General features: G+C 67.6%; 22 protein-coding genes and 1 riboswitch. Of the genes, 10 read left to right on the forward strand and 12 right to left on the reverse strand.

What is annotated here, in order from left to right:
* Positions 1-71 precede the first annotated feature (71 nt).
* Positions 72-281, forward strand: coding sequence for a hypothetical protein (locus tag ACIQTU_RS13095; RefSeq protein ID WP_400547801.1), 210 nt, complete (start codon positions 72-74; stop codon positions 279-281).
* Positions 282-327: 46 nt separating this feature from the next.
* Here the strand turns inward: ACIQTU_RS13095 and ACIQTU_RS13100 are convergent, their stop codons facing one another.
* From ACIQTU_RS13100 to ACIQTU_RS13115, 4 genes are all read right to left on the reverse strand, one after another.
* Entirely contained in the window at positions 328-1173 is an 846-nt protein-coding gene (locus tag ACIQTU_RS13100; protein ID WP_400547804.1) for a ribokinase, read from the reverse strand.
* Positions 1170-2105, reverse strand: a complete 936-nt coding sequence (locus ACIQTU_RS13105) for a nucleoside hydrolase (protein WP_400547807.1) — start codon at positions 2103-2105, stop codon at positions 1170-1172. The genes ACIQTU_RS13100 and ACIQTU_RS13105 overlap by 4 nt, the downstream gene beginning before the upstream one ends.
* Positions 2106-2145: 40 nt before the next feature.
* Complete coding sequence (locus tag ACIQTU_RS13110) at positions 2146-2682, reverse strand: Rid family hydrolase (protein WP_400547810.1); 537 nt, start codon at positions 2680-2682, stop codon at positions 2146-2148.
* Between the two features lie 71 nt (positions 2683-2753).
* Entirely contained in the window at positions 2754-3413 is a 660-nt protein-coding gene (locus tag ACIQTU_RS13115; RefSeq protein WP_400547814.1) for an aspartate/glutamate racemase family protein, read from the reverse strand.
* Positions 3414-3710: 297 nt separating this feature from the next.
* Between ACIQTU_RS13115 and ACIQTU_RS13120 the strand changes: the two genes are divergently transcribed.
* Positions 3711-4466: a DUF4019 domain-containing protein gene (locus ACIQTU_RS13120; protein ID WP_400547817.1), complete on the forward strand. Its 756-nt coding sequence runs from the start codon at positions 3711-3713 to the stop codon at positions 4464-4466.
* Positions 4467-4474: 8 nt separating this feature from the next.
* Here the strand turns inward: ACIQTU_RS13120 and ACIQTU_RS13125 are convergent, their stop codons facing one another.
* Positions 4475-4927, reverse strand: a complete 453-nt coding sequence (locus tag ACIQTU_RS13125; protein ID WP_400547820.1) for a GNAT family N-acetyltransferase — start codon at positions 4925-4927, stop codon at positions 4475-4477.
* 52 nt (positions 4928-4979) lie between these two features.
* A riboswitch (TPP riboswitch) is annotated at positions 4980-5088 on the forward strand.
* A gap of 68 nt (positions 5089-5156) precedes the next feature.
* Between ACIQTU_RS13125 and thiC the strand changes: the two genes are divergently transcribed.
* The 4 genes from thiC (at position 5157) to ACIQTU_RS13145 (ending at position 10948) form a co-directional block, all read left to right on the forward strand.
* Entirely contained in the window at positions 5157-7070 is a 1914-nt protein-coding gene (gene thiC, locus ACIQTU_RS13130) for a phosphomethylpyrimidine synthase ThiC (RefSeq protein WP_400547823.1), read from the forward strand.
* 85 nt (positions 7071-7155) lie between these two features.
* Positions 7156-9150: an ATP-binding protein gene (locus ACIQTU_RS13135; RefSeq protein WP_400547826.1), complete on the forward strand. Its 1995-nt coding sequence runs from the start codon at positions 7156-7158 to the stop codon at positions 9148-9150.
* 243 nt (positions 9151-9393) lie between these two features.
* Complete coding sequence (locus ACIQTU_RS13140; RefSeq protein WP_400547829.1) at positions 9394-10152, forward strand: hypothetical protein; 759 nt, start codon at positions 9394-9396, stop codon at positions 10150-10152.
* Between the two features lie 280 nt (positions 10153-10432).
* On the forward strand, positions 10433-10948 hold the full coding sequence (locus ACIQTU_RS13145; protein WP_400547832.1) for a cupin domain-containing protein: 516 nt from the start codon (positions 10433-10435) through the stop codon (positions 10946-10948).
* Here ACIQTU_RS13145 and ACIQTU_RS13150 read toward each other — a convergent pair.
* Positions 10945-11619 carry a DsbA family oxidoreductase gene (locus ACIQTU_RS13150; protein WP_400547835.1) on the reverse strand — a complete coding sequence of 225 codons (675 nt, stop codon included), beginning with the start codon at positions 11617-11619 and terminating at the stop codon, positions 10945-10947. The two genes, ACIQTU_RS13145 and ACIQTU_RS13150, sit on opposite strands and share 4 nt — an antisense overlap.
* 122 nt (positions 11620-11741) lie before the next feature.
* On the opposite strand from ACIQTU_RS13150, the gene ACIQTU_RS13155 reads away from it, so the two are divergent.
* Positions 11742-13094, forward strand: coding sequence for a Gfo/Idh/MocA family protein (locus ACIQTU_RS13155; RefSeq protein WP_400547837.1), 1353 nt, complete (start codon positions 11742-11744; stop codon positions 13092-13094).
* Positions 13095-13132: 38 nt separating this feature from the next.
* Here ACIQTU_RS13155 and ACIQTU_RS13160 read toward each other — a convergent pair whose 3' ends face one another.
* Positions 13133-13414, reverse strand: coding sequence for a hypothetical protein (locus ACIQTU_RS13160; protein WP_400547840.1), 282 nt, complete (start codon positions 13412-13414; stop codon positions 13133-13135).
* Positions 13415-13534: 120 nt separating this feature from the next.
* Here ACIQTU_RS13160 and ACIQTU_RS13165 point away from each other — a divergent pair, with 120 nt between their 5' ends.
* Positions 13535-14305, forward strand: coding sequence for a ribonuclease (locus ACIQTU_RS13165; protein WP_400547843.1), 771 nt, complete (start codon positions 13535-13537; stop codon positions 14303-14305).
* 59 nt (positions 14306-14364) lie between these two features.
* Positions 14365-14742, forward strand: a complete 378-nt coding sequence (locus ACIQTU_RS13170) for a hypothetical protein (RefSeq protein WP_400547846.1) — start codon at positions 14365-14367, stop codon at positions 14740-14742.
* Positions 14743-14751: 9 nt separating this feature from the next.
* Here the strand turns inward: ACIQTU_RS13170 and ACIQTU_RS13175 are convergent, their stop codons facing one another.
* From ACIQTU_RS13175 to ACIQTU_RS13190, 4 genes are all read right to left on the reverse strand, one after another.
* Complete coding sequence (locus tag ACIQTU_RS13175; protein WP_400547848.1) at positions 14752-16098, reverse strand: diguanylate cyclase; 1347 nt, start codon at positions 16096-16098, stop codon at positions 14752-14754.
* Between the two features lie 138 nt (positions 16099-16236).
* On the reverse strand, positions 16237-17274 hold the full coding sequence (locus ACIQTU_RS13180; protein WP_400547851.1) for a hypothetical protein: 1038 nt from the start codon (positions 17272-17274) through the stop codon (positions 16237-16239).
* Positions 17275-17371: 97 nt separating this feature from the next.
* Entirely contained in the window at positions 17372-18139 is a 768-nt protein-coding gene (locus ACIQTU_RS13185; protein ID WP_400547854.1) for an ABC transporter permease, read from the reverse strand.
* Positions 18139-19074: an ABC transporter ATP-binding protein gene (locus ACIQTU_RS13190; RefSeq protein WP_400547857.1), complete on the reverse strand. Its 936-nt coding sequence runs from the start codon at positions 19072-19074 to the stop codon at positions 18139-18141. The genes ACIQTU_RS13185 and ACIQTU_RS13190 overlap by 1 nt, the downstream gene beginning before the upstream one ends.
* Before the next feature lie 137 nt (positions 19075-19211).
* Here ACIQTU_RS13190 and ACIQTU_RS13195 point away from each other — a divergent pair, with 137 nt between their 5' ends.
* Complete coding sequence (locus ACIQTU_RS13195; RefSeq protein ID WP_400547860.1) at positions 19212-20537, forward strand: PQQ-dependent sugar dehydrogenase; 1326 nt, start codon at positions 19212-19214, stop codon at positions 20535-20537.
* A 60-nt stretch (positions 20538-20597) separates the two neighbouring features.
* Here ACIQTU_RS13195 and ACIQTU_RS13200 read toward each other — a convergent pair whose 3' ends face one another.
* Positions 20598-21158: a hypothetical protein gene (locus ACIQTU_RS13200; protein ID WP_400547863.1), complete on the reverse strand. Its 561-nt coding sequence runs from the start codon at positions 21156-21158 to the stop codon at positions 20598-20600.
* Positions 21159-21263: the final 105 nt, after the last annotated feature.

A 21263-nucleotide genomic window follows, 5' to 3' on the forward strand; every position in this document is an offset into this window, starting at 1 on the left:
GCGATCCTCTGTCACGACTGGGAACCGCCCGACCGCGCCGGGGATTTAGCGCAGGCAATAAGGAGACGCCTATGGCCGCCGCCGACGACACCTATCTGGACGACGCCTATGACGAGGGCCTCGACCACGCCCACGCGGGCGAGATCGTCGAATGGTACGCCAAACGTCCGGTCACCGTCTCCACCGCCGCCGCCACCGGCTCCCTGGTCGCCGCCTTCGCCCTCGGCGCCCTGACGGCGGTCGGAACCCTGTTCCTGCTGCGCCAGTACGACGAGCGCTAGGACAATCCCGCCGACTCCCTCCTCAAGAAGGGGGAGGGAGAACGCCCTACCCCGCCAGCAAGGCCTCGACCTCTGCACGCGTGCCCAGCGACGGCTGGGCGCCCGGCCGGGTCGCCGCCAGCGCCCCCGCTGCGCACGCGAAGTGCAGGGCTGCGTCCTCCGTCATCCCGTCCAGCAGGGCCACGACAATGGCCCCAACAAAGGCGTCGCCAGCCCCTGTGGCGTCCATCGCCTCGACGCGTGGTGGCGTGGCCCAGGCCATCTCGACCCCGCGCCGGTACATGACCGCCCCGCGCGCGCCCTTGGTCACCACCACCCGCCCGCCGCCGACGTGCAGAGCCTCGCCATAGAAGGCGGCCTCGGTCTCGTTGACCACGATCAGATCGGCGCGGCGCAGCAGGGCCTCCGACACCGGCGCCGCGGGCGCCAGGTTGACGCAGACGAAATCGGTCGCCCGCCCCACCGCCGCCTCGACCGTCTCAATCGGCAGCTCCAGTTGGGCGATCAGCGGCGTCTCGATCCGCGACGGCAACTGCTCGGGCGTCACCATGTGATTGGCCCCGGCGGCGACCACGATCTGATTCTCGCCCGAGGGATCGACGGCGATCAGGGCCACCCCGGTCGGCGCCGCGATGTCCGTCTCGACGCCCGACAGGTCCACGCCGTGCGCCAGCATCAGGGCCACAGCCGCCCCCGACATCTCGTCCTCGCCCACGCGACCGATCAGGCTGACGTCGGCCCCCAACCGCCGCGCCGCCAGCGCCTGATTGGCGCCCTTGCCGCCCGCGTGCCGCGCCAGCGTCGCCCCCGTCACCGTCTCTCCCGGCGCCGGCAGGCTGGGGGCCGAGGCCACCATGTCCAGATTGATCGACCCGACGACGGTGATCCTCATGCGCCTGCTCCCAGTCGTTCCGTAATCAGGGCGAAGACCCCGTCCGCATCCGCCTTTGTCGCCCAGAAATGGTTCGCCGTCGCGGCCTCGACGCGGAACTCCACCGCCGTATGCCCGCGCGTCAGATCACTCTGCGTCTCCACGTCGATCCGGCACGGCGCCAGATCGAACAGTTCCGGCTTCAGCAGCCAGGCCACGGTGCAGGGATCATGCAACGGCCCGGCGTCCCAGCCGACGATGACCCGCTCGATCCGCTGCGAAAAGCGCAGCATGGCCGCCGCCGTCCGCGCCGAGGCCGTGTCCACCGCCTCGATGGCGTTGATGCGGTCTTCCGTAGCCCGCACCTGATGGGTGACATCCAGACCCATGACGATCATCCGGCAGCCGGAGGCGAAAACCTCCGCCGCCGCATCCGGGTCGGCCCAGATGTTGAACTCGGCGCTGGCGGTGATGTTGCCGCCTTCCGCGCGCGCCCCACCCATGGCCACCACCGGCCCCAAATGCGCCGCCAGCGCGGGCTCGGCCCGCAGGGCCAGGGCCAGATTGGTCATCGGCCCCATGACGGCCAGGGCGACAGACCCCGCGGGCCGCTCCATCACCAGCCGCACAATGGCCTCCGCCGCCGTCCCGTCGCCCGCCGGCGCCTCCGGCTCGAACGGCGCCAGATCACCCAGGCCCTCGGCCCCGTGGAACTCGCCCGCCCCGGCCGGTTCGCGCTTCAGGGGCCGCTCGGCCCCGGCATGGACCGGCACGTCCTCGCGCCCGGCGATCTGACGCAGGATGCGGGCGTTCCGCGCCGTCTGCACGGCGCTGACATTGCCCCCGACCGTAGTCACGGCCAGCAGATCGAGGTCGTTTGAGGCGAAGGCGGTCAGCAACCCCGTGGCGTCGTCGACGCCGGGATCGCAATCAATGATGAGAGACTGTTTCACCGTCCTTCCCTGCCCCGACCGGCCGAGCGCCGCAAGCGCCTCAGTCGCGCGGGGCGGGCGAATGGGCGATCAACTGGATCTCGACAATGCTGCCCTCGCCGCCCAGCAGGCCACTGGTCCCCACCGCCGTCCAGGCTGGTCGCGGTCCCTGAGAAAACTCGCGCCAGACCTTCGACAGGACCGCGACCTGCTCGTCCCTCGTGCCTGCGAAGCCCGGTCCGTCCCAGACATGGAATGTGTTCAGCATGGCGACATCGTCCAGGCTGCTTCCCGCCGCCCGCAGGGTCTGGTTCAGCTGGCGCAGGGCGCGGCGCACCTGCCCCTCGAAGGCGGCCACGTCGTTCCCCTCGCCCTCGGCGCGAAACACCACCAGCCCCGACACATACAGAACGTCTCCGACCCGACGTGCGGGGGCATATCCGATTTCGTCGTGAGCCCGTTTCTGCCCGGCTGAAGGGATGATGACCTCGCCGCCCGGCGTGGCCAGACGTTGCGGATAGGCCGCCTCCTGGGCGACGACCGGGCCGGCGGCCCCCAGCGCCAGCACCACGGCGATGGCGCGAAGATACAGGCTCATGATCCAAACCTCGCTGCTGCAAAGCCGGAAGCGTTCGCCTCGACTTTCGCTCCCGGCAACTTAAGCTTTTGTCAGAGACAGGCCTCAACGCAGACCCGCGCCAGCACCTCGGCCGAGTCCGTCAGCGGAACCACGACGTCGTCCGTGTCCAGCAGCAGCGGCACCTCGGTGCAGCCGCCGATGACCCCCTGGGCCCCCGCCGCGACCAGAGCCGCCGCCAGCTCCCGCATGGCCGCCCTCTGTTCCAGCCCCACGTCCCCCGCCTTGACCCCGAACACCACAGTCATGAAGCGCGCCCGGTCGGCCTCCGACAGCCGCACCATCTCCACGCCCTCGGCCGCCAGGGCCTTCGCATAGAGCGCCTCGCCGCCCGGCGTCGCCAGCACCCCGATCCGGGTCGCGCCCCCGGTCTTCGCCGCCTTCGCCGTCTCCGCCACCATGTCGATGAAGGGCAGCCCCGCCGCGCGGATCGCCGCCGCGTGGGCGTGGGCGGTGTTGCACGGCATGGCCAAGACCTCGGCCCCGGCCTCGCGCAGTCTCACCGCCATCTCGCCCAGGGTCCGCCCCGCCGCCTCGGGCTGGGTATGCCGGTTCGGCACCTGCGGGTTCATGTCCATCACCACGCGAATGTGGTCCTCATCGCCCTTCGCCGGCGTCAGGGCCTGCACCCGCGCCAGAAACGCCACCGTCGCCGCCGGCCCCATGCCGCCCAGAACGCCCAAAGTCTTCATGCCGCGCGCCTCTGTCTTGCTCGGAAATACATCTTTCAACCGTTCGCGGACGAAGGAAACCACGGCCTCGCCGACCGGCGTTCAACAATCATGCTTAAGACGCGAATTCTTGCGGAACCAAGTTTCAGGTCCGTTGTTATTGCATCGGACACATCGGACGCCCCCCAACCCCGATGTCGTCTGTGGCGGTCCGGCCTTAACGCCCCCCCGACTGAGAAGTCGGACCGCCCCCCTTCCTCCTCCCTTGACCGCAACCGAACATCGATATCTGCTGTTGGTCTGTTGGGGGACGTCTCGATGTCGTTGTTACTGTTCGCGCTCACGGCCGCATTGCAGGCTGATCCACAGATCGTTGTGGAGGCTGACGGCCACGACGCGTGGCGCCTGACCATCACCGCAAAGGATGAAACCGATCCCCTCCGCCTGGCCGAGCGCCTTCGTCCGCGCGCGGCGGAACTGTGCGGCGTGGCCGGATACCACTTCGGTCGCTACACCTTCGACCTCGAGCAAACCGTCGCCAAGGGATCGACGGAGGTGAAAAACGGGGCGCTGACGGTCGTGCAGAACCTGACTTGCGGCCCCGCTACGTCGGTTGTCGAGCCCGCCGCCGCCCCGGTTCTGAGCGAGGCCGACACAGCGGCGCTCAACCCCCGGCTTACCGCCCTGAGCGACTCCTATTTCGACGCCCTCGACAAAGGCCGCTTCGCCGAAGCCTTCGCCATGGTCGACGAAAAGATGACGGGCGGCGCCACGCTCGAGAACTGGACGGCCCGCGTCCTCGCGCAGAGGGAGACCATTGGCGCAACAACCGAACGCCAGATCGGCCGCCTGACCTGGTACTCCAATCCGTCAGGCGCACCGGCGGGCCACTATGGCGCTGTCGACTATGTCGCCTCTCACGCCCTTCAGGACGAATGCGGCTATCTGATCTGGTATCGTCCGACGCCGGACGCCCACCTTCGCCTGATCCGTCAGGAAGCGACCTTCCTGCCGCACCATATGGACGAGGCTTTGCGGGCGACGATGCGTCAGGCCCACTGCATCATCCTTTAGGCCCCCTCTCAATACAGCCTCAGCACCATGTCCCAGCGGTCGATGCCGGGCGCGAAGCCGTCAGGCGTGACCTTTTCCGTCTCGAAGCCGAACCGCGCATAGAAGCCCTGCGTATGCTGGCTGGTGTTCAGGATGACGCGGCGGATCCCCGGCGTCGCCCGCGCCGCCGCGATCCGCGCCTCGGTCAGCACCCGCCCCAGCCCCTGACCGTGCAGGCCGTTGTCGACCATGCCCCAGCACAGGGCGACGCTGATCCCGTCCGGCTCGACCGCATGGCCGCCGCAGCCGACGATCCGCCCGTCCAGCTCGATCACCTGATAGGGCCAGCGCAGGGCCTGATCCTGCAGAAAGCCGACAAAGCTCTCCCGCTCGCTCTCGTCGAAGAAGCGCGGCGTATTGCTGTCGAACAGGGCCAGGCACCCGGCCATGTCGTCCAGCCGATAGGGTCGCGAATGGGTCATGCCCCTCCGTAACACGCCTCGCTTGACCCGCCACGGAAAGGAGCTAGGGTCGCGCCGTTCTCCGGGGGGTCGCATTTGAGCGGCTGAGATTGGCGTAGCCGCCTGACCCGTCGAACCTGATCCGGGTCATGCCGGCGAAGGGATGGGAAACGCTTTGGTCTCCGGCGGCTTTACGTCAGGGGACCGCCTCGCCCGACGTCGGCGGACCTCTCGCAGTTTAGAGGCCGCCATGAACATCAACGTCACGCCGACGACCGAACAGCCGCACGAGCCGAACATCGAGCTCCCCCTCGCCGAGGCCCGCAAGGCCGTCGAGGCCGAGACCGGCCGCATCCCCACCGGCCCCCGCGCCGGCGGCGTCAAGGTCTATGTGGCGGGCGAGCTCTTCCCCGACATCCGCGTCCCCTTCCGCGAGGTCGCCGTCCACCCCAGCGCCAACGAGCCGCCGGTGACGATGTATGACAGCTCCGGCCCCTACACCGACCCCAATGTCGTCATCGACATCAAGAAGGGCCTGCCGCGCGTGAAGTCGTCGTGGCAGCTGGACCGCGGCGACATCGCCCCCGTCCTGAACCCGCGCGAGGTCAAACCCGAGGACAACGGCCACGCGTCGGGCAAGCACCTGGCCCCCCGCTTCGACGTCTCCAACCATCAGGTCTTCAAGGGCGTCGAGGGCCGCCCGGTCACCCAGTACGAATACGCGAAAGCCGGGATCATCACCCCCGAGATGGAATACGTCGCCATCCGCGAGAACCTGCGCCGCGAGCAGAACGCCCCCTGCATCCGCGACGGCGAAGACTTCGGCGCCTCGATCCCCGACTTCGTCACGCCCGAGTTCGTGCGTCAGGAAATCGCCCGCGGCCGCGCCATCATCCCGCACAACATCAACCACCCCGAAGTCGAGCCGATGATCATCGGCCGCAACTTCCTGGTGAAGATCAACGCCAACATCGGCAACTCGGCCGTGCTCTCCAGCGTCGATGACGAAGTGGACAAGCTGGTCTGGGCCACCCGCTGGGGCGCCGACAACGTCATGGACCTGTCGACGGGCCGCAACATCCACAACATCCGCGACTGGATCATCCGCAACTCGTCCGTCCCCATCGGCACCGTCCCCATCTATCAGGCGCTGGAGAAGGTGAACGGCATCGCCGAGGACCTGACCTGGGAGGTCTTCCGCGACACCCTGATCGAACAGGCGGAGCAGGGCGTGGACTACTTCACCATCCACGCGGGCGTCCGCCTGCCCTTCGTGCCGATGACGGCCAAGCGCGTGACGGGCATCGTCTCGCGCGGCGGCTCCATCATGGCCAAGTGGTGCCTGGCCCACCACAAGGAGAGCTTCCTCTACGAGCACTTCGAGGACATCTGCGACATCATGCGCGCCTATGATGTCTCCTTCAGCCTCGGCGACGGCCTGCGCCCCGGCTCCATCGCCGACGCCAATGACGAGGCCCAGTTCGCCGAACTGCGCACCCTCGGCGAACTGACCAAGATCGCCTGGGCCAAGGGCTGCCAGGTCATGATCGAAGGCCCCGGCCACGTGCCGATGCACAAGATCAAGGCCAACATGGATGAGCAGCTCAAGCACTGCCACGAAGCGCCCTTCTATACGCTTGGCCCGCTGACCACCGACATCGCCCCCGGTTACGACCACATCACATCGGCCATCGGCGCGGCCATGATCGGCTGGTTCGGCACGGCCATGCTCTGCTACGTCACGCCCAAGGAACACCTCGGCCTGCCCGACCGTCAGGACGTCAAGGACGGCGTCATCACCTACAAGATCGCCGCCCACGCCGCCGACCTGGCCAAGGGCCACCCCGCCGCCCGCATGCACGACGACGCCCTCAGCCGCGCCCGCTTCGAGTTCCGTTGGGAGGACCAGTTCAACCTCGGCCTCGACCCCGAAACCGCCCGCAAGTACCACGACGAGACCCTGCCGAAGGAGGCGCACAAGACCGCCCACTTCTGCTCCATGTGCGGCCCCAAGTTCTGCTCGATGAAGATCAGCCAGGACATCCGCCGCGACGCCCTGGCCCAGAACGACGCCGGCGCCAGCCTCACCGAAGCCGAAGCCGGCATGGCCGAAATGAGCGCCAAGTTCCGGGCTGGAGGCGGCGTGGTGGAGGTGAAGGTGTGAAAGGCTGACGTAGCACAGAGCGCGACAATACCACTTTACCGCGCACCCTTGGCCGGGCAACCTAAGTGCGGTCTTGGGGGATAGAATGACTTCACTAGCTGGCGATATCGTCAACCGCGTCCGCCGCCTCCCGAAACCCACAACGGCGGCGGAAGCGCTTCAGCCGATCTTCGAGGCGGTGAGCAATGCGATGCACGCCATCGACGACCGCTTTCCCAACGGCGAATCAAAGGTTCAAGGGCGCATTGACGTAGTAGTTCAGAACCTCGGCAACCCTGGGCAAGTGTCAGTTCGTGTGACTGATAACGGGATCGGACTCGACGACGCTCGCTTTAATGCGTTCATTACAACCGATACGGGCTTCAAATTTGAGCGAGGCGGGAAGGGCGTTGGCCGCCTCCTCTGGCTCGACATGTTCGAAACAGTCCGCGTTCAGAGTGTCTTCTTGAACGAACAGCAGGAGTTGTGGCGCCGAAGCTTTGACTTTGTCCTAGCTGAACGGGATCAGCTCCAAAATGAAGTGCTAGAGCAAATTTTGGACGGCGCTCCCGGAACGTCTGTTGAGTTCGTCGGCATCCGCGAGGGAGCGTATCGGGCGAAATTCCCCGAGCGCCCGGCCGTTGTTGTTCGGCACTTTGGCTCACACTTCCTCGCCGAGTTTATTCTAGGAAACTCCCCACAGGTCTTCGTCCAAGTTGACGCTCGAAACGCCACTTTCCCCCAAGATATAAGAAATCTTCTCATCGAAGAGCGTGGTCACTCTGATTTCAATCATGATGTTTTTGGTCAGCTGCAAGTTTCGCACTTCGTTTTTCGAAGCGCGGCGTCGGCGGGCTTCGAAGGCAAACATCAGCTTCATTTCATCGCCAATGGTCGCACCGTCACAAGCCGCAAGATTGATGGGCTAATCGGTGTCGGTCGCTTCGGTCCCGATGACAATGCCGTCTATCACGGCTGTGTTTCAGGCGTATTCCTCGATGACCGGGTCAACCAAGAGCGCACGAACTTCAATTTCGATGAGAAAACTCTAGAGCAACTTTCTAAGGTCTGCGCTGAAGCGGCGGTGAGGGATGCTCTTAATCAAGAAGTTCAGACATACGATGTAGGCAGATCGGAAACGATGTCTGATTTCATCGCCGAGTATCCATCATTTGGATTCGCTGACATTGATGCGCTTCTGGCGAGAACGCCCAAGAACGCAACCAAAGCGGAGCAGTTCGCTCAGGCATTGATTCCTGTCCGGATACGTCGCGACACGGAACGCAAGAAACGGGTTCAGAGGATCGTTGCCGAAATTGGAGAAGGTCACAACGTAGAGGGCGACCTTGCAGAACGTATACGCGAGGCCGCGAATGACGTTCGCGCAGAAGAGCAAAGACAACTCACAGAGTACGTCCTTCGCAGGAAGGTCGTATTAGACGTCCTGGATGTGCTCATACGGCGCTTGCGCGCACGGCCAGATGGCGAAGAAGATTACCATCTCGAAGCCACGCTTCATCAATTTATTTGCCCGATGCGCGTGCGCGGCGATGATCCAACCAGAGTTGAAGATTCGGACCACGACCTCTGGATCATTGACGAGCGGCTCACCCTCGCAAGGTATTTTGCTTCGGACGTGCCCGTTCGTAATCTGATCGAAGACAATCGAAATGGAGAACGTCCCGATCTTCTAGTCTGGGACCGCTTACACGGCTTAGGGGAGGACAGCGGAGAGCCCCTCAAGCGCGTGATGCTCGTCGAATTTAAGAAACCGGGTCGCGAGCAATACACAGAGCGATACCTGCCGAGCAATCAGATTATGCGCTACCTGACAGCTCTGAAGAACGGCGACATTCAGAGTTATCGGGGCGAGCGAGTTCGCGTGGCGGAAGATTGCATCTTCTATTGCTACGTCGTTGCCGACATCGTCGGAGAACTCAAAACATATACATCCGGATGGAAAACAACAGCGGATGGTCGTGGCCGCTGGCTAGAGCTCAATGGTGACTTCCGAGGCACAATAGAGCTTATCGAATGGAGAGATTTGCTCACTGACGCCCGGATGCGAAATGCGGCCTACATCGAGGCAGCGGGGGCGTGAACGGGCTTTGAATGAGGCTGCATTCGATAAGCTCATGCCCACCATCGTTCTCCTCGCCGGCCCAACCGAGCTAACGCGACCCGCCGCGCTTGCTGTGAAGATCGCCTTCGGCGCCGCTGGGTCCCCCGATCTCCCCCCGCTTTCGCGGGGGTCGTCGGAGGATGACGAAAGAAGGGGCACCCCCCGTCCGATCCTGACGCACCCGTCCGCCAACCTCCTTCACTCAGGCAGGAGGGCGGCGAGATGGACGACGAGGCTTACTGGCACGAGGGCGAGCCCCGGATCATCGCCTCCGGCCGGTGGGAGCAGGATGAGTTCGGCGCTGCCACCTACATCCCCGACCACATCCGCCCCTCGACGGCGCCGCCCGCCGATCCCGACGCGACCCCGCTTGGCGATTTTGGGGGCGATCTTGGCGGCGAGAGGAGCGGGGCCGACGGCTATCGCATCCGTTCCGACGCCGTCTGGACGGCGGCGCGGCGCGACTATCTGGCCGGGGACGCGGCCGAGGCCGTCTGCGCCCGCTATGACCTGAAGCTGGGAACCCTGCGCTCCCGCGCCGCGCGCGAGGGCTGGCGCCGCAGCGACATCGAAGACGTCTGGCCCGATCCGCAGGACGAAGAGGCCGACGCCTCCCCGCCCGACCTGACCCGCATGGCGGCCCAGGCCCTGATGCGCTTGAACCGCGCCCTGCAGCGCGGCCGCGCCGCCGAGGCCGCCTCCTGGCTGCGCACCTGGCGCGCCCTGACGGACCCCGCCCTGCTGGCCGCCGCCGCGCCCGAACCGGAACCCGAACCCCTCTCCACCCTGGAGCAGGACCTGCAGGAAGTCGCCGCCGTCGCCCGCGACGCCGCCGCCCTACCCCCCGACGACCACGCCGGCCGCCGCGCCATCGAAGCCCGCCTGGCCGCCCTCAAAACCCGCCTCGATCCCGAGGGGCTGATTTCAGACGATTCAGACGAATTGGACTCTGTTTTTTCCGTGGAGCCAGCCCCGCCCTGACCCTGCCTCCGTCATCCTCCGGCAAGCCGCGCAGCGGCGCCGACCGGGGGACCCAGCGGCGCCGAAGGCGATCTTTGCAGTAACCTCGAGTATGATGGTTTGGCTGCTACGCGCCGTCCTTCAGGTCGCCCTACGGGCGCCGCTGGGTCCCCCGGTCTCGCTCCGCTCGCCGGAGGATGACGAATGGTCTTTGCGGGGCCCTCCCCCGCCTTGCCAAACCGCGCCCGGCGGCGCTTGATGGCGCCATATCGCCGTTCGGCAGGTCAGGGAGGACCGCCCGATGCTGATGCTGCTTGCCGCCCTGCTGACGCCGCCCGCTCAGGAGGCCCCCGCCCCCACGCCCGCCGCCGTCATCCGCCGCGCCGACGAAGCGGCGGGCACGATCGGGGTGGGACAGGTCGCCTATCTGACCCCGCCCGAGGCCGGGGCTCTGGGCCAGCTGTTGCTGATCGAGGGGCCGGGCTATCGCACCCCGATCCACGTCCACCACCGCATGGACGAGAGCTTCTATGTCCTGTCGGGACAGCTGACCCTGCATGTCGACGGCCAGACGCGGGTGCTGGGGCCGGGCGACTATGTCTTCATCCCGCGCGGCACGCCCCACGCCCAGGGCAACCAGGGCCAGGAGTCGACCCGGCTGCTGATGAGCGTGTCGTCGGGCGACTTCCTCGGCTTCTTCCGCGCCCGCGAGGAGCTGGTGAAGACATCGCCGCCCGGCCACCCCGACTATGGCCCGCGCATGTATGCGCTGAGCGACGTCTATGACGTGGAGAACCTGGGCGATCCGCCCTTTTAAACCTCCGCCGCGATCTGGCGCAGGGCCTGTTCGAACGCCGCCGCCGGCTGGCCGCCGCTGATCAGGTACTTGCCCTCGACCACGACGGCCGGCACCGAGGTGATCCCCCGCGCCCGCCACAGGTCCTCGGCGCCGCGCACCTCGGTCGCATACCGCCCCGAGGCCAGGACCTCGCCCGCCTCGGCCCTGTCCAGCCCCGCCGCCTCGGCGGCCTCGGTCAGGACGCGGGCGTCGGTGATGTTGCGGTTCTCGGTGAAGTGGGCGGTGAACAGGGCGCGCTTCAGCGCCTCCTGCTTCTCGGGCGCCGTCTCGTGGGCCCAGTGCAGCAGGCGGTGGGCGTCGAAGGTGTTCCAGATGCGGCTCTCCGGCCCCATCTTCATGTCAAAGCCGACCTCGGCGGCGCGGGCGCGGATCATCTCGCGGTTCTGCGCCGACTGTTCGGGCGTCGAACCATACTTGCGGCCGATATGCTCGACGATGTTCTCGCCTTCCGGCGCGATCTGCGGGTTCAGCTCGAACGGCTGGAAGGCGATGTCGGCGGCGATCCCCTCGCCCTTCAGCCTGTCCAGCGCCGTCGTCAGCCCGCCCAACCCCACGGCGCACCAGGGGCAGACCACGTCGGAAACGAAGTCGATCTTCAGGGTCTTCAGCGGGGCGGGGGCGTCGGTCATGGGGCGGTTCCTCTGATTATCCGCACCATATGGTGTTGCTGTTACGCTGCGCCAGCCCCTGGCTGATGACGCGGTCGCCGTCATCGCCTAAGCCGGATCAGTTGCTGACCAACGGAGCTCTCATGGATCGCCGCGCCTTCATCGCCGCCTCTTCCGCCGCCGCCGCCTCGACCCTGGCCATGCCGGCCATGGCGCGGACGCAGAGCACCGACCGGCTGCAGATCGGGATCATCGGCACGGGCCTGCGGGCCCAGAGCCTGATGCCCATCCTGCTGAAACGCGACGACGTGGACATCGTGGCCGTCTGCGACATCGAGCCCCTGATGATCGCCCGCGCCAAGGGCATGATCGCCGCCGCCGGCCGTCCCGCGCCGCGCGCCTATGAGGGGGCGCCCGACCGGGCCTACCTCGACCTGCTGGCCCATCCCGGCCTCGACGCCGTCGTCATCGCCACGCCCTGGGAATGGCACGCCCCCATGGCCATCGCCGCGATGGAGGCCAAAATCCCCGTCGCCTGCGAGGTCATCGCCGGAGTGACGCTGCAGGATCACTGGGACCTGATCGAGGTCCATGAGCGCACCGGCACCCCCTATATGGTGCTGGAAAACGTCTGCTATCGCCGCGACGTCCTGGCGGCGCTGAACATGGTCCGCGCCGGCCTGTTCGGCGAACTGGTCCACCTGCAGGGCGGCTATCAGCACGACCTGCGCGCGGTGAAGTTCAACAGCGGCGATCCGCAGAAGCCCTATGGCGGCGGCGTCGAGTTCGGGCCCAAGGGCTGGTCCGAGGCGCGCTGGCGCACCTGGCACTCGGTCAACCGCAACGGCGAGCTCTATCCCACCCACGGCATCGGCCCGATCGCCAACTACATCGACCTGAACCGGGGCAACCGGATGGTCAATCTGACCAGCCACTCAAGCAAGGCGCGCGGCCTGCACGACTATGTGGTCAAGACCGGCGGGGCCGATCACCCCAATGCGGCGGTGAAGTTCAAGCTGGGCGACGTGGTCACCACCTCGATCACCTGCTTCAACGGCGAGACCATCCTGCTGCAGCACGACACCAACCTGCCGCGCCCCTATTCGCTGGGCTTCCGGGTCCAGGGCACCAACGGCCTCTGGATGGATCTGAACAAGTCGGTTCACATCGAGGGCCGCAGCCCGGCCCACCAGTGGGAGGCGCAAGAGGCCTGGTTCGAGCAGTACGACCACCCTTTGTGGAAGACCTATGAGAGCGTCGCCGCCGGTTCCGGCCACGGCGGCATGGACTTCTTCGTCATCCACGCCTTCATCGAGGCCCTGAAGGCCAAGGTGCCGATGCCGCTCGACATCTATGACGGGGTCAGCTGGAGCGCGATCACCCCCCTGTCGGAGCAGTCGATCGCCGAAGGGAACCGCACCCTGGACTTCCCCGACTTCACTCGCGGCAAATGGAGCGAGCGCAAGCCCGCCTTCGGCTTCGACGGGCGCTACTAGTTTTTAGCGCGCTACCGTCCTCTGGGCTGCTTGAGCGCTCAGGCGCCCTTGCGGCCCATCAGCGGGGTCAGCAGGGTGTTGACCTCGTCCATCTGGCCGTGGCCGACGGCGGCGCGGCGCTCCAGTTCGTCGGCCCTGGCCTGCAACTCGCGAGCCTTGGCGGCGCGGGGGTCGCTCTCGGGCACGGCCGCCAGGTCGGGGCGACGCGCTTCCAGCTCGGCCAGCAGTTCGTCAAAGCGGGCCTGGTTCATCGCCTCGCCCTGCTCGAACAGGGCGATCGCCTCTTCCAGGGCGGCTTCAAAGGCGGTTTGTTCAGGCATCACAGGGTCCCCTATGCTCACGCTTATCAATGAGCGAGAGCGGCGGTGGGTTCCGCCTCGACCGCGCGGCGCCCAGCCATTAGTCGTCGTTTTTTATCGCCTGCCCGACCGGAGCCCCTGATGCGGCCCTTCTCTCTGCTTTCGCCCGCCGCCTCCGCCCTGGCTCTGGGCGCCGCCCTGCTGCTGACCGCCTGCGAGCCGCGCCTGTCGTCGCCGGTCATGACGGCCTCGACCGAGGGCGCGACCTGCGCCGTCCCCGCCGACCTGACGCCCGCCCGCCCCTACGCCATCCCGGCCGACGAGGCCGCGCCCGACGTGCCGGTAGCCTTCAACATGCTGGCCGTCAGCTGGTCGCCCCAGGCCTGCCGCTCGGGCAAGGACTACCCGGATGAGCGCTATCAGTGCGCCCGGAATGAGTTCGGCCTGACCCTGCACGGCCTGTGGCCCAACGGCGCGGCTGACAAGCACCCGCGCTACTGCGCCGCTCCGGGCCCCGCCATCCCGGTCGCGACGGTGAAGAAGCACTTCTGCATGACCCCTTCGCCGTCCCTGCAGCAGCACGAATGGGCCGCCCACGGGACCTGCGGCTGGGACAGCCCCGAGGCCTATTTCGAACAGGCCGCGCGGATGTGGAACGGCCTGAACAAGCCGGACCTTGAGGCCATTCCCGATGAACGCCTGACCGCCGGCGCCATCCGCGACGCCTTCGTCGCCGCCAACCCCGGCCTGCCGCGCGACGGGGTCTTCATCGCCACCACCGACGGCTGGTTCCGCGAGGCGCGGCTCTGCTACTCCAGAACCTATCAGCCCATGGCCTGCCCGCGCGGTCTGGGCGCACCCGACCGCGAGCGGCTCAAATTGGCCCCTACAGGGATGCAAACCGCTCCTTAACCAAAGCGGGCCAGCCTCAGGCTCACAGTCCCTGTGGGCCGCCTTGTGGAGCGCCGCCGATGTCGACCGTGCTGACCCAGAGCTACCGCCGCCAGCGCGACCATTTCGAGCCGCAGGACATGGACCCGCAGGAGCAGCGCCGCCTGCGCGGCCTTCTGGAGCAGATCGACTACGCCGCCTTCATCTCGAACCGAGAGGTCATCAGCCAGACCCTGTCGCAGGTGAATACCGGGACCTTCCAGAAGCTGGCCGTCCTGACCGCCAACGCCCGCGCCCGCTGGGCCGCCGAGGCCCTCCGCCTGTCGGAATCGGGTTCGGCCGTGACCGTCGACCAGACCGCCCGCCTGACCGCCGCCCGCACCGCCTACGAAGAACTGGCCGAAGCCTACGAGGCCCTGCGCCGCATGGTCGAACGCGGCTACCTGACCTTGCGATAAGCGTAAGCCCTACCCCCGCTCGACGCGGTTTCGGCCCGTGTTCTTGGCCCGGTACAGCGCCTCGTCGGCGGCCTTGATCAGATAGTTCTCGTCCGGGTGGCCGCCGTGTTCGGCCACGCCGATCGAGGCGGTGACGCCGAAGGCCTCAAGCCCCCCCGCCTTGATCGCCCGCCCCTGCAGGGCGGCGCGAACGCGCTCGGCGATGGCCAGGGCCTGATCCATGCGGGTCTCGACCAGCACCACCAGGAACTCCTCACCGCCGTAGCGGAAGACGAAGTCGCTGGGCCGGACGTTCTCGGTGATCGACTCGGCGACCTGACGCAGCACCTCGTCGCCGGCCTGGTGGCCGCGCGTATCGTTGACGCTCTTGAAGTGGTCCACGTCGATCAGCATCACCGACAGGGCGCTCTTGTTGGCGTTGGCGAAGCCGATCTCGCGGCTCAGGATCGAGGGCAGGAAGCGCCGGTTCAGCGCCCGTGTCAGGGGATCGCGCCCGTTCTCCATGTCGCCCAGAACCTGGAACATCTCGTTCAGCAGATAGGCGACCTCCTCGACCGCCGTCTGCAGGGCCTTCAGGGCCTCGGCACGGTCGCCGCCGCTGTCGGGCTCCAGTCGGGGCAACAGAACCCCGTCGATCCGCGTCATGGCCTGGTTCAGCGCCGCCAGATGCGGCGAGGTCTCGAACAGGAAGCCCGCCCGATGGCGGATCCACAGGCCGAACGGCGAGTTGGCCATGGCCTCGCGCCCGTCTACGGCGCCGTTGCCCAGGATGCGGAACAGGGTCTTCTGGCCCCATTCCATCAGGCTGGCGCGCTGGCTCTCGCGCTCCAGATTGACGTCCTGATCCAGCGAGAACAGGCGATAGGCCTCGTCCAGCCGGGCCCGGTTCATGGTGCCCTTCACATAGGACTGGCTCATCAGGCGGATCGCCGCGTCGATGCGCTCGTCGATCAGGCGGAACTGGCGGAAGCCGTCGGCCTCGCCCTCCAGCAGGTCGGCGAGACGGGCCTTCAGCACCGAGGCCCCGGCCATGACCAGATGCACCGGAATCTTGATGCGGGCGTGGACCTCGCCGATCTTGATCTGGCGGGCGATAAAGGCCGCGTCATTGGCGTCGCCCGTCGTGTCCAGCAGGTCCAGCAGCCAGTCGTGCAGCGACCGGCTCAACCGCTCCTGGACGATGGAGTGGTGCAGGAAGGCCTTGGCCTCCGGGTCATCCAGCAGGGTGTCGTAGAAGGCCTGAACCAGGCTGTCGGCGTGCGCGTTTAGAAGCGCCCGAACCGACGCCGCCGTCTCGCCCCTATGCCCCTCGCCGCCGAGACGGACGGCGAAGGCTGCTGGGTTCGAGGTAGGCATAGGCTGGACTCACGCGACATTTACTGGGGGACGGCAGAGCGCCCCGACCAGCGCGCCCCTCTCCGACCGTGGCCATAGCCGCGCAGGACCGAGCGGACAAGCGCCCGCACGGCTGTCAAACGCCTTGACGTCCGCGCCCTAGTCCAACGGCTGGGGTTTGGTGACCACCGGGGCGTCGGGGTCGCTCTGGGCCGGGCGGGCGGCGGTGGGCGGCGGACCGGCGGGCGGGGTCGGCTCCGGCGCGGGCGCGACCGTCACGACCGGCGGCGGCGCAACGGGCGCGGTAGCGGCGGGCGCTGTCGCCGGGGCCGTCGCGGCGGCGGGCGCGGCCGTATTGGCGGCCAGGGTTTCAGGCGACGTCGAAGCGGCCCGACGCGGCGCGGCCGGTCGGGGCGCTGGAGCGCTCGTCAGCGGCGCTGCTGCGGGCGCTGTGCTCGGCGCCACGACCGAGGCCGGCGCCGCCTCGAGCGCCGAAGCGGCAGGCACCGCCTCGGCTGCAACCGGAGCCTCAGGGATCGACGGCGCGGCCGGCTCGCTGTTCGAGCGCGTGATCAGCCAGGTAGCCAGCGGCGCCCCGATCACCACCACGGCGGCGGCGGCGATGTAGAGGGGCGTGCGGCTGCGGGCCGAGACCTGGGCCTGCGCAGGCGTCGCCGTTCGGGGCGTCTCCGCGACGGGCCTGGCCGCGGCGGGGCGAGACGTCGGCGCCAGCGCCGGTTCAGGCGCAGGCGTCGGCCGGGGCGCGACAGGCTGCGCCGCCTCCGGCTCACGGGCCGCGACGGGTGTTGCTGCGGGCAATGGCCGAGGCGTCGCATCGACCGGCGCCGCCGGGGCGACCGGGGCGACGCGCGGCCCAGGCTGGGGCGCGGGCCGGGGCTGCGGCGCAGACGGCATCGGGGCCGTCAGCAGGTTCGGCGAAGCGTTCGCCTGCGGCGCGCGACGTTGCGGCACCAGCGAGCCGCCAAACATGCTGCTCGACGCCGCAGACGGACGCGGGGCGGCGGGCGCGGCCGGACGCGGCGCCGGCTTCGGCGCTTCCGCCGCCTTGGGCGTCACGGGCGGCATCAGACCTGTGCCGCGCGGCAGAGGTCCGGCGATAAAGGTCGTCTGGGGCGGACGGCCCCACTGCACCTGACGGCGGGCGAAGGGAACGGACTTGTCGTCGGCGTCGGACATTCGGGCTCCGGCGCCGGGCGGCGCGCATCACGAAGAGGGTCGGCAGGCCCTCAGACTGCTGAGCGAGTTCGGCGGTTTCGTGACAACCGCCGTCGACCTAGTTCTTCAGACGATAGCCCGTCTTGAAAATCCAGCCCACCGCCGCCAGACAGGCGAAGAAGAAGCCCAGGGTGGCCGTCAGGCTCAGGCCCACGCTGACGTCGCCTATGCCGTAGAAGGCCCAGCGGAAGCCCGAGATCAGATAGACCACCGGATTGAACAGGGTCACCGTCCGCCAGCCGTCCGGCAGCATGTCGATTGAATAGAAGGCCCCGCCGAGGAAGGTCAGGGGCGTGACGATCAGCATGGGGATCATCTGCAGCTGTTCGAAATTCTGCGCCCACACCCCGATGATGAAACCGAACAGGCTGAAGGTCGTCGAGATCAGGATCAGGAAGGCCAGCATCCAGAAGGGGTGCAGAATCTGCAAGGGCACGAACAGGGCCGCGGTCGCCAGAATGATCAGCCCCAGCACCGCCGACTTGGTCGCCGCCGCCCCGACATAGGCGAGGACGATCTCCAACGGACTGACGGGCGCCGACAGGATCTCATAGATGGTGCCGGTGAATTTCGGGAAGTAGATGCCGAATGACGCATTGAAGATCGACTGGGTGAACAGGCTCAGCATGATCAGGCCCGGCACGATGAAGGCGCCATAGGGCACGCCGCCGACCTCGCTCATCCGGCTGCCGATGGCCCCGCCGAAGACGACGAAGTAAAGCGCCGTGGTGATCACCGGCGTCACGATCGACTGCCACAGGGTGCGCAGGGCCCGCGCCATCTCGAAACGATAGATGGCCCAGACGCCATGTCCGTTGAAGCTCATCAGGCGGCCTCCCCATCGCGGTGAACCAGGCTGACGAAGATGTCTTCCAGCGAGCTCTGGCGTGTGTTCAGGTCCTTGAAGGCGATGCCGAGGTCCGACAGGCGGCGCAGCAGCGACGGCACCCCCGTCTTCTCGGCGTGGGCGTCGAAGGCGTATTCCAGTTCCCCACCCTCGTTCTTCAGGCTCAGGTCCCATTCGGCCAGTTCCGCCGGGATCGCCGCCATCGGCTCCTGCAGGTTCAGCGTCAGGGTCTTCTTGCCCAACTTCTTCATCAAGACGGCGGTCTGCTCGACCAGGATCAGTTCGCCCTTGAGGATGACGCCGACGCGGTCGGCCATCTCCTCCGCCTCCTCGATGTAGTGGGTGGTCAGGATGATGGTCACGCCCTGATCGCGCAGCTTGCGCACCAGACCCCACATGTCGCGGCGTAGCTCCACATCCACGCCCGCCGTGGGCTCGTCCAAGAACAGGATGTCGGGCTCGTGGCTCAGGGCCTTGGCGATCATGACGCGGCGCTTCATCCCGCCGGACAGGGTCATGATCTTGGCGTCCTTCTTGTCCCACAGGCTGAGGTCGCGAAGGATGCGCTCGATCAGGGCCGGGTTCGGCGCCTTGCCGAACAGACCCCGACTGAAGGTGACGGTGGCCCAGACGGTTTCAAAGGCGTCCGTCGTCAGCTCCTGCGGCACCAGGCCGATGCGGGTGCGGGCGGCGCGATAGTCCTTCTGGATGTCATGGCCGTCGGCGATCACGGTCCCGGTCGAGGGCGTGACGATGCCGCAGATGATCGAGATCATCGTCGTCTTGCCCGCCCCGTTCGGCCCCAGCAGGGCGAAGATCTCGCCCTTCTCGATCTCCAGATCGATGGGCTTCAGCGCCTGATGGCCGGACTTGTAGGTCTTGGTCAGACCCTGAATGGTGATGACTGGCGGCATGAGCCCTCCCGGCGCAGGTTGCGCAGATAGGAAGACGTCGTAGCCCGCTCAAGGCCCCACGGCGACGCTGATCCCTGAGGTCGAAACCGCGCTATAATACCGTCGTTCCCAAGATCATTCAGACGCAAGGTCCGCCCATGCCCGGTTCCCGTATCCTCGCCGTCGCCGCCCTGCCCCTGATCCTCGCCCTGTCCGCCTGCGAGACCGAGAGCAAACTGCCCGAAAGCGCCGGCTTCGGCGCAGACCCGCAACTGCCCGAAGCCCGGGTCCAGAAGGTGCCGACGGTCAAGATCGCCCCCGCCGTCGGCTGGCCCGAGGGCCGCACCCCGGTCGCGGCGCAAGGTCTGGCCGTCAATGCCTTCGCCAGCGATCTGGACCACCCCCGCTGGCTCTACGAGTTGCCCAACGGCGATGTTCTGGTCGCCGAAACCAACGCCCCGCCCAAGCCTGAATCCAGCGACGGCGGCGGCATACGTAGCTGGTTCGAGCGCCGCATCATGGGCAAGGCGGGCGCGCGGGCGCCCAGCGCGAACCGCATCACCCTGCTGCGCGACGCCGACGGCGACGGCGTCGCGGAGACGAAGACCGTCTTCCTGTCCGGCCTGACCTCGCCCTTCGGCATGACCCTGATCGGCGACCGCCTGTTCGTCGCCAACGCCGACGCCGTGGTCGCCGTCCCCTATCAGACCGGCCAGACGCGCATCGACGCCGCCCCGGTCAAGGTCGCGGACCTGCCCGCCGGCCGCAACCACCACTGGACCAAGAGCCTGGTGGCCTCGCCCGACGGCTCCAAACTCTATGTCGGCGTCGGCTCCAACTCCAATGTCGGCGAGAACGGCCTGAACGAAGAGGTCGACCGCGCCGCCGTGCTGGAGATCGACCCGGCCACCGGCGCCCGCCGCGTCTTCGCCTCGGGCCTGCGCAATCCGGTCGGCATGGCCTGGAACCCCGAGGACGGCCGCCTCTGGGTCTCGGTCAATGAACGCGACGAGATCGGCGACGACCTGGTCCCCGACTACATGACCTCGGTCACGCCCGGCGGTTTCTACGGCTGGCCGTGGAGCTATTACGGCCAGACCGTCGATGCCCGGGTCCAGCCGCCCCGGCCCGACATGGTCGCCAGGGCCATCAAGCCCGACTACGCCCTGGGCTCGCACACCGCCTCGCTGGGCCTGACCTTCTACACCGGCGCCCTGATGCCCCAGTGGCGCAACGGGGCGATCATCGGCCAGCACGGCTCGTGGAACCGCAATCCCCCCGCCGGCTACAAGGTCATCTTTGTCCCCTTCAGCGGCGGCAAGCCTGCGGGTCCGCCCCAGGACATCCTGACCGGTTTCCGCAACGACAAGGGCGAGGCCATGGGCCGCCCGGTCGGGGTGCTGGGCCTCCGCTCCGGCGCCCTGCTGGTGGCCGACGACGTGGGCGACGTCATCTGGCGGGTCACGCCCGCCGCTCGCCCTTGAGGCTTCCAGAAAATAGGGCCCGGCGCGAGCCGGGCCTTTCAGTTTGCGCCGTCGCCTCGATCAGTTCGGCGGCGTGATCGCGATGGGCGCGGGCGGCGTCGTGGGCGCAACGGGCGCCGACGGAGCTACGACCGTCGGCGCGGCCGTCTGCGGCGCGACCGACAGATAGGGCTGCGGACCTGTGGGCGCGACCGGCGCCTCGACCGCTTCCGCAGCGACGACGCGCGGCGTGACGCGGGCGGCGCGGGCCGGGGTCACAGGCGTCGCGCGAAGTTCAACCGGCGCCGCCACGGACGGCGGGATCGGCGCATCGCTCGTCAGCTCTGCGGGGGTCTCCATCGGAATCGACGGCGCGGTGAGCGGCTGGGTCTCCGATGCAGCGAGTTGCGCCGCCAGAGGGGCGAACGGCGCCGCCTCTTCCACGGCAGGCGTGGCCGGCTGCATCAGCATGGCCGCCGCCGCCCCGCCGACCACCAGCAAGCCGATCGGCGCCAGGATCATCCAGGTCTTCACCGGCTTGTTCGACTTGCGGGCGCGGCTGCGAGCATAGACCGGCACATAGGCCTCGGCGTCGTTGCGGGCGGCGGCGGAACGAACCTGATCAGTATAGGTCACGGACATGATGTCTTCTCCTCGATCCAAGGGCCACACAACCCCGCCAAAAAGAGCAAGGTTCCACGAATAACGTCACCACCCCGAAGAAACACCACCACCGCCACAGTTCAG

The sequence above is a fragment of the Brevundimonas sp. NPDC090276 genome, from assembly GCF_044772165.1.
GTDB lineage: Bacteria > Pseudomonadota > Alphaproteobacteria > Caulobacterales > Caulobacteraceae > Brevundimonas.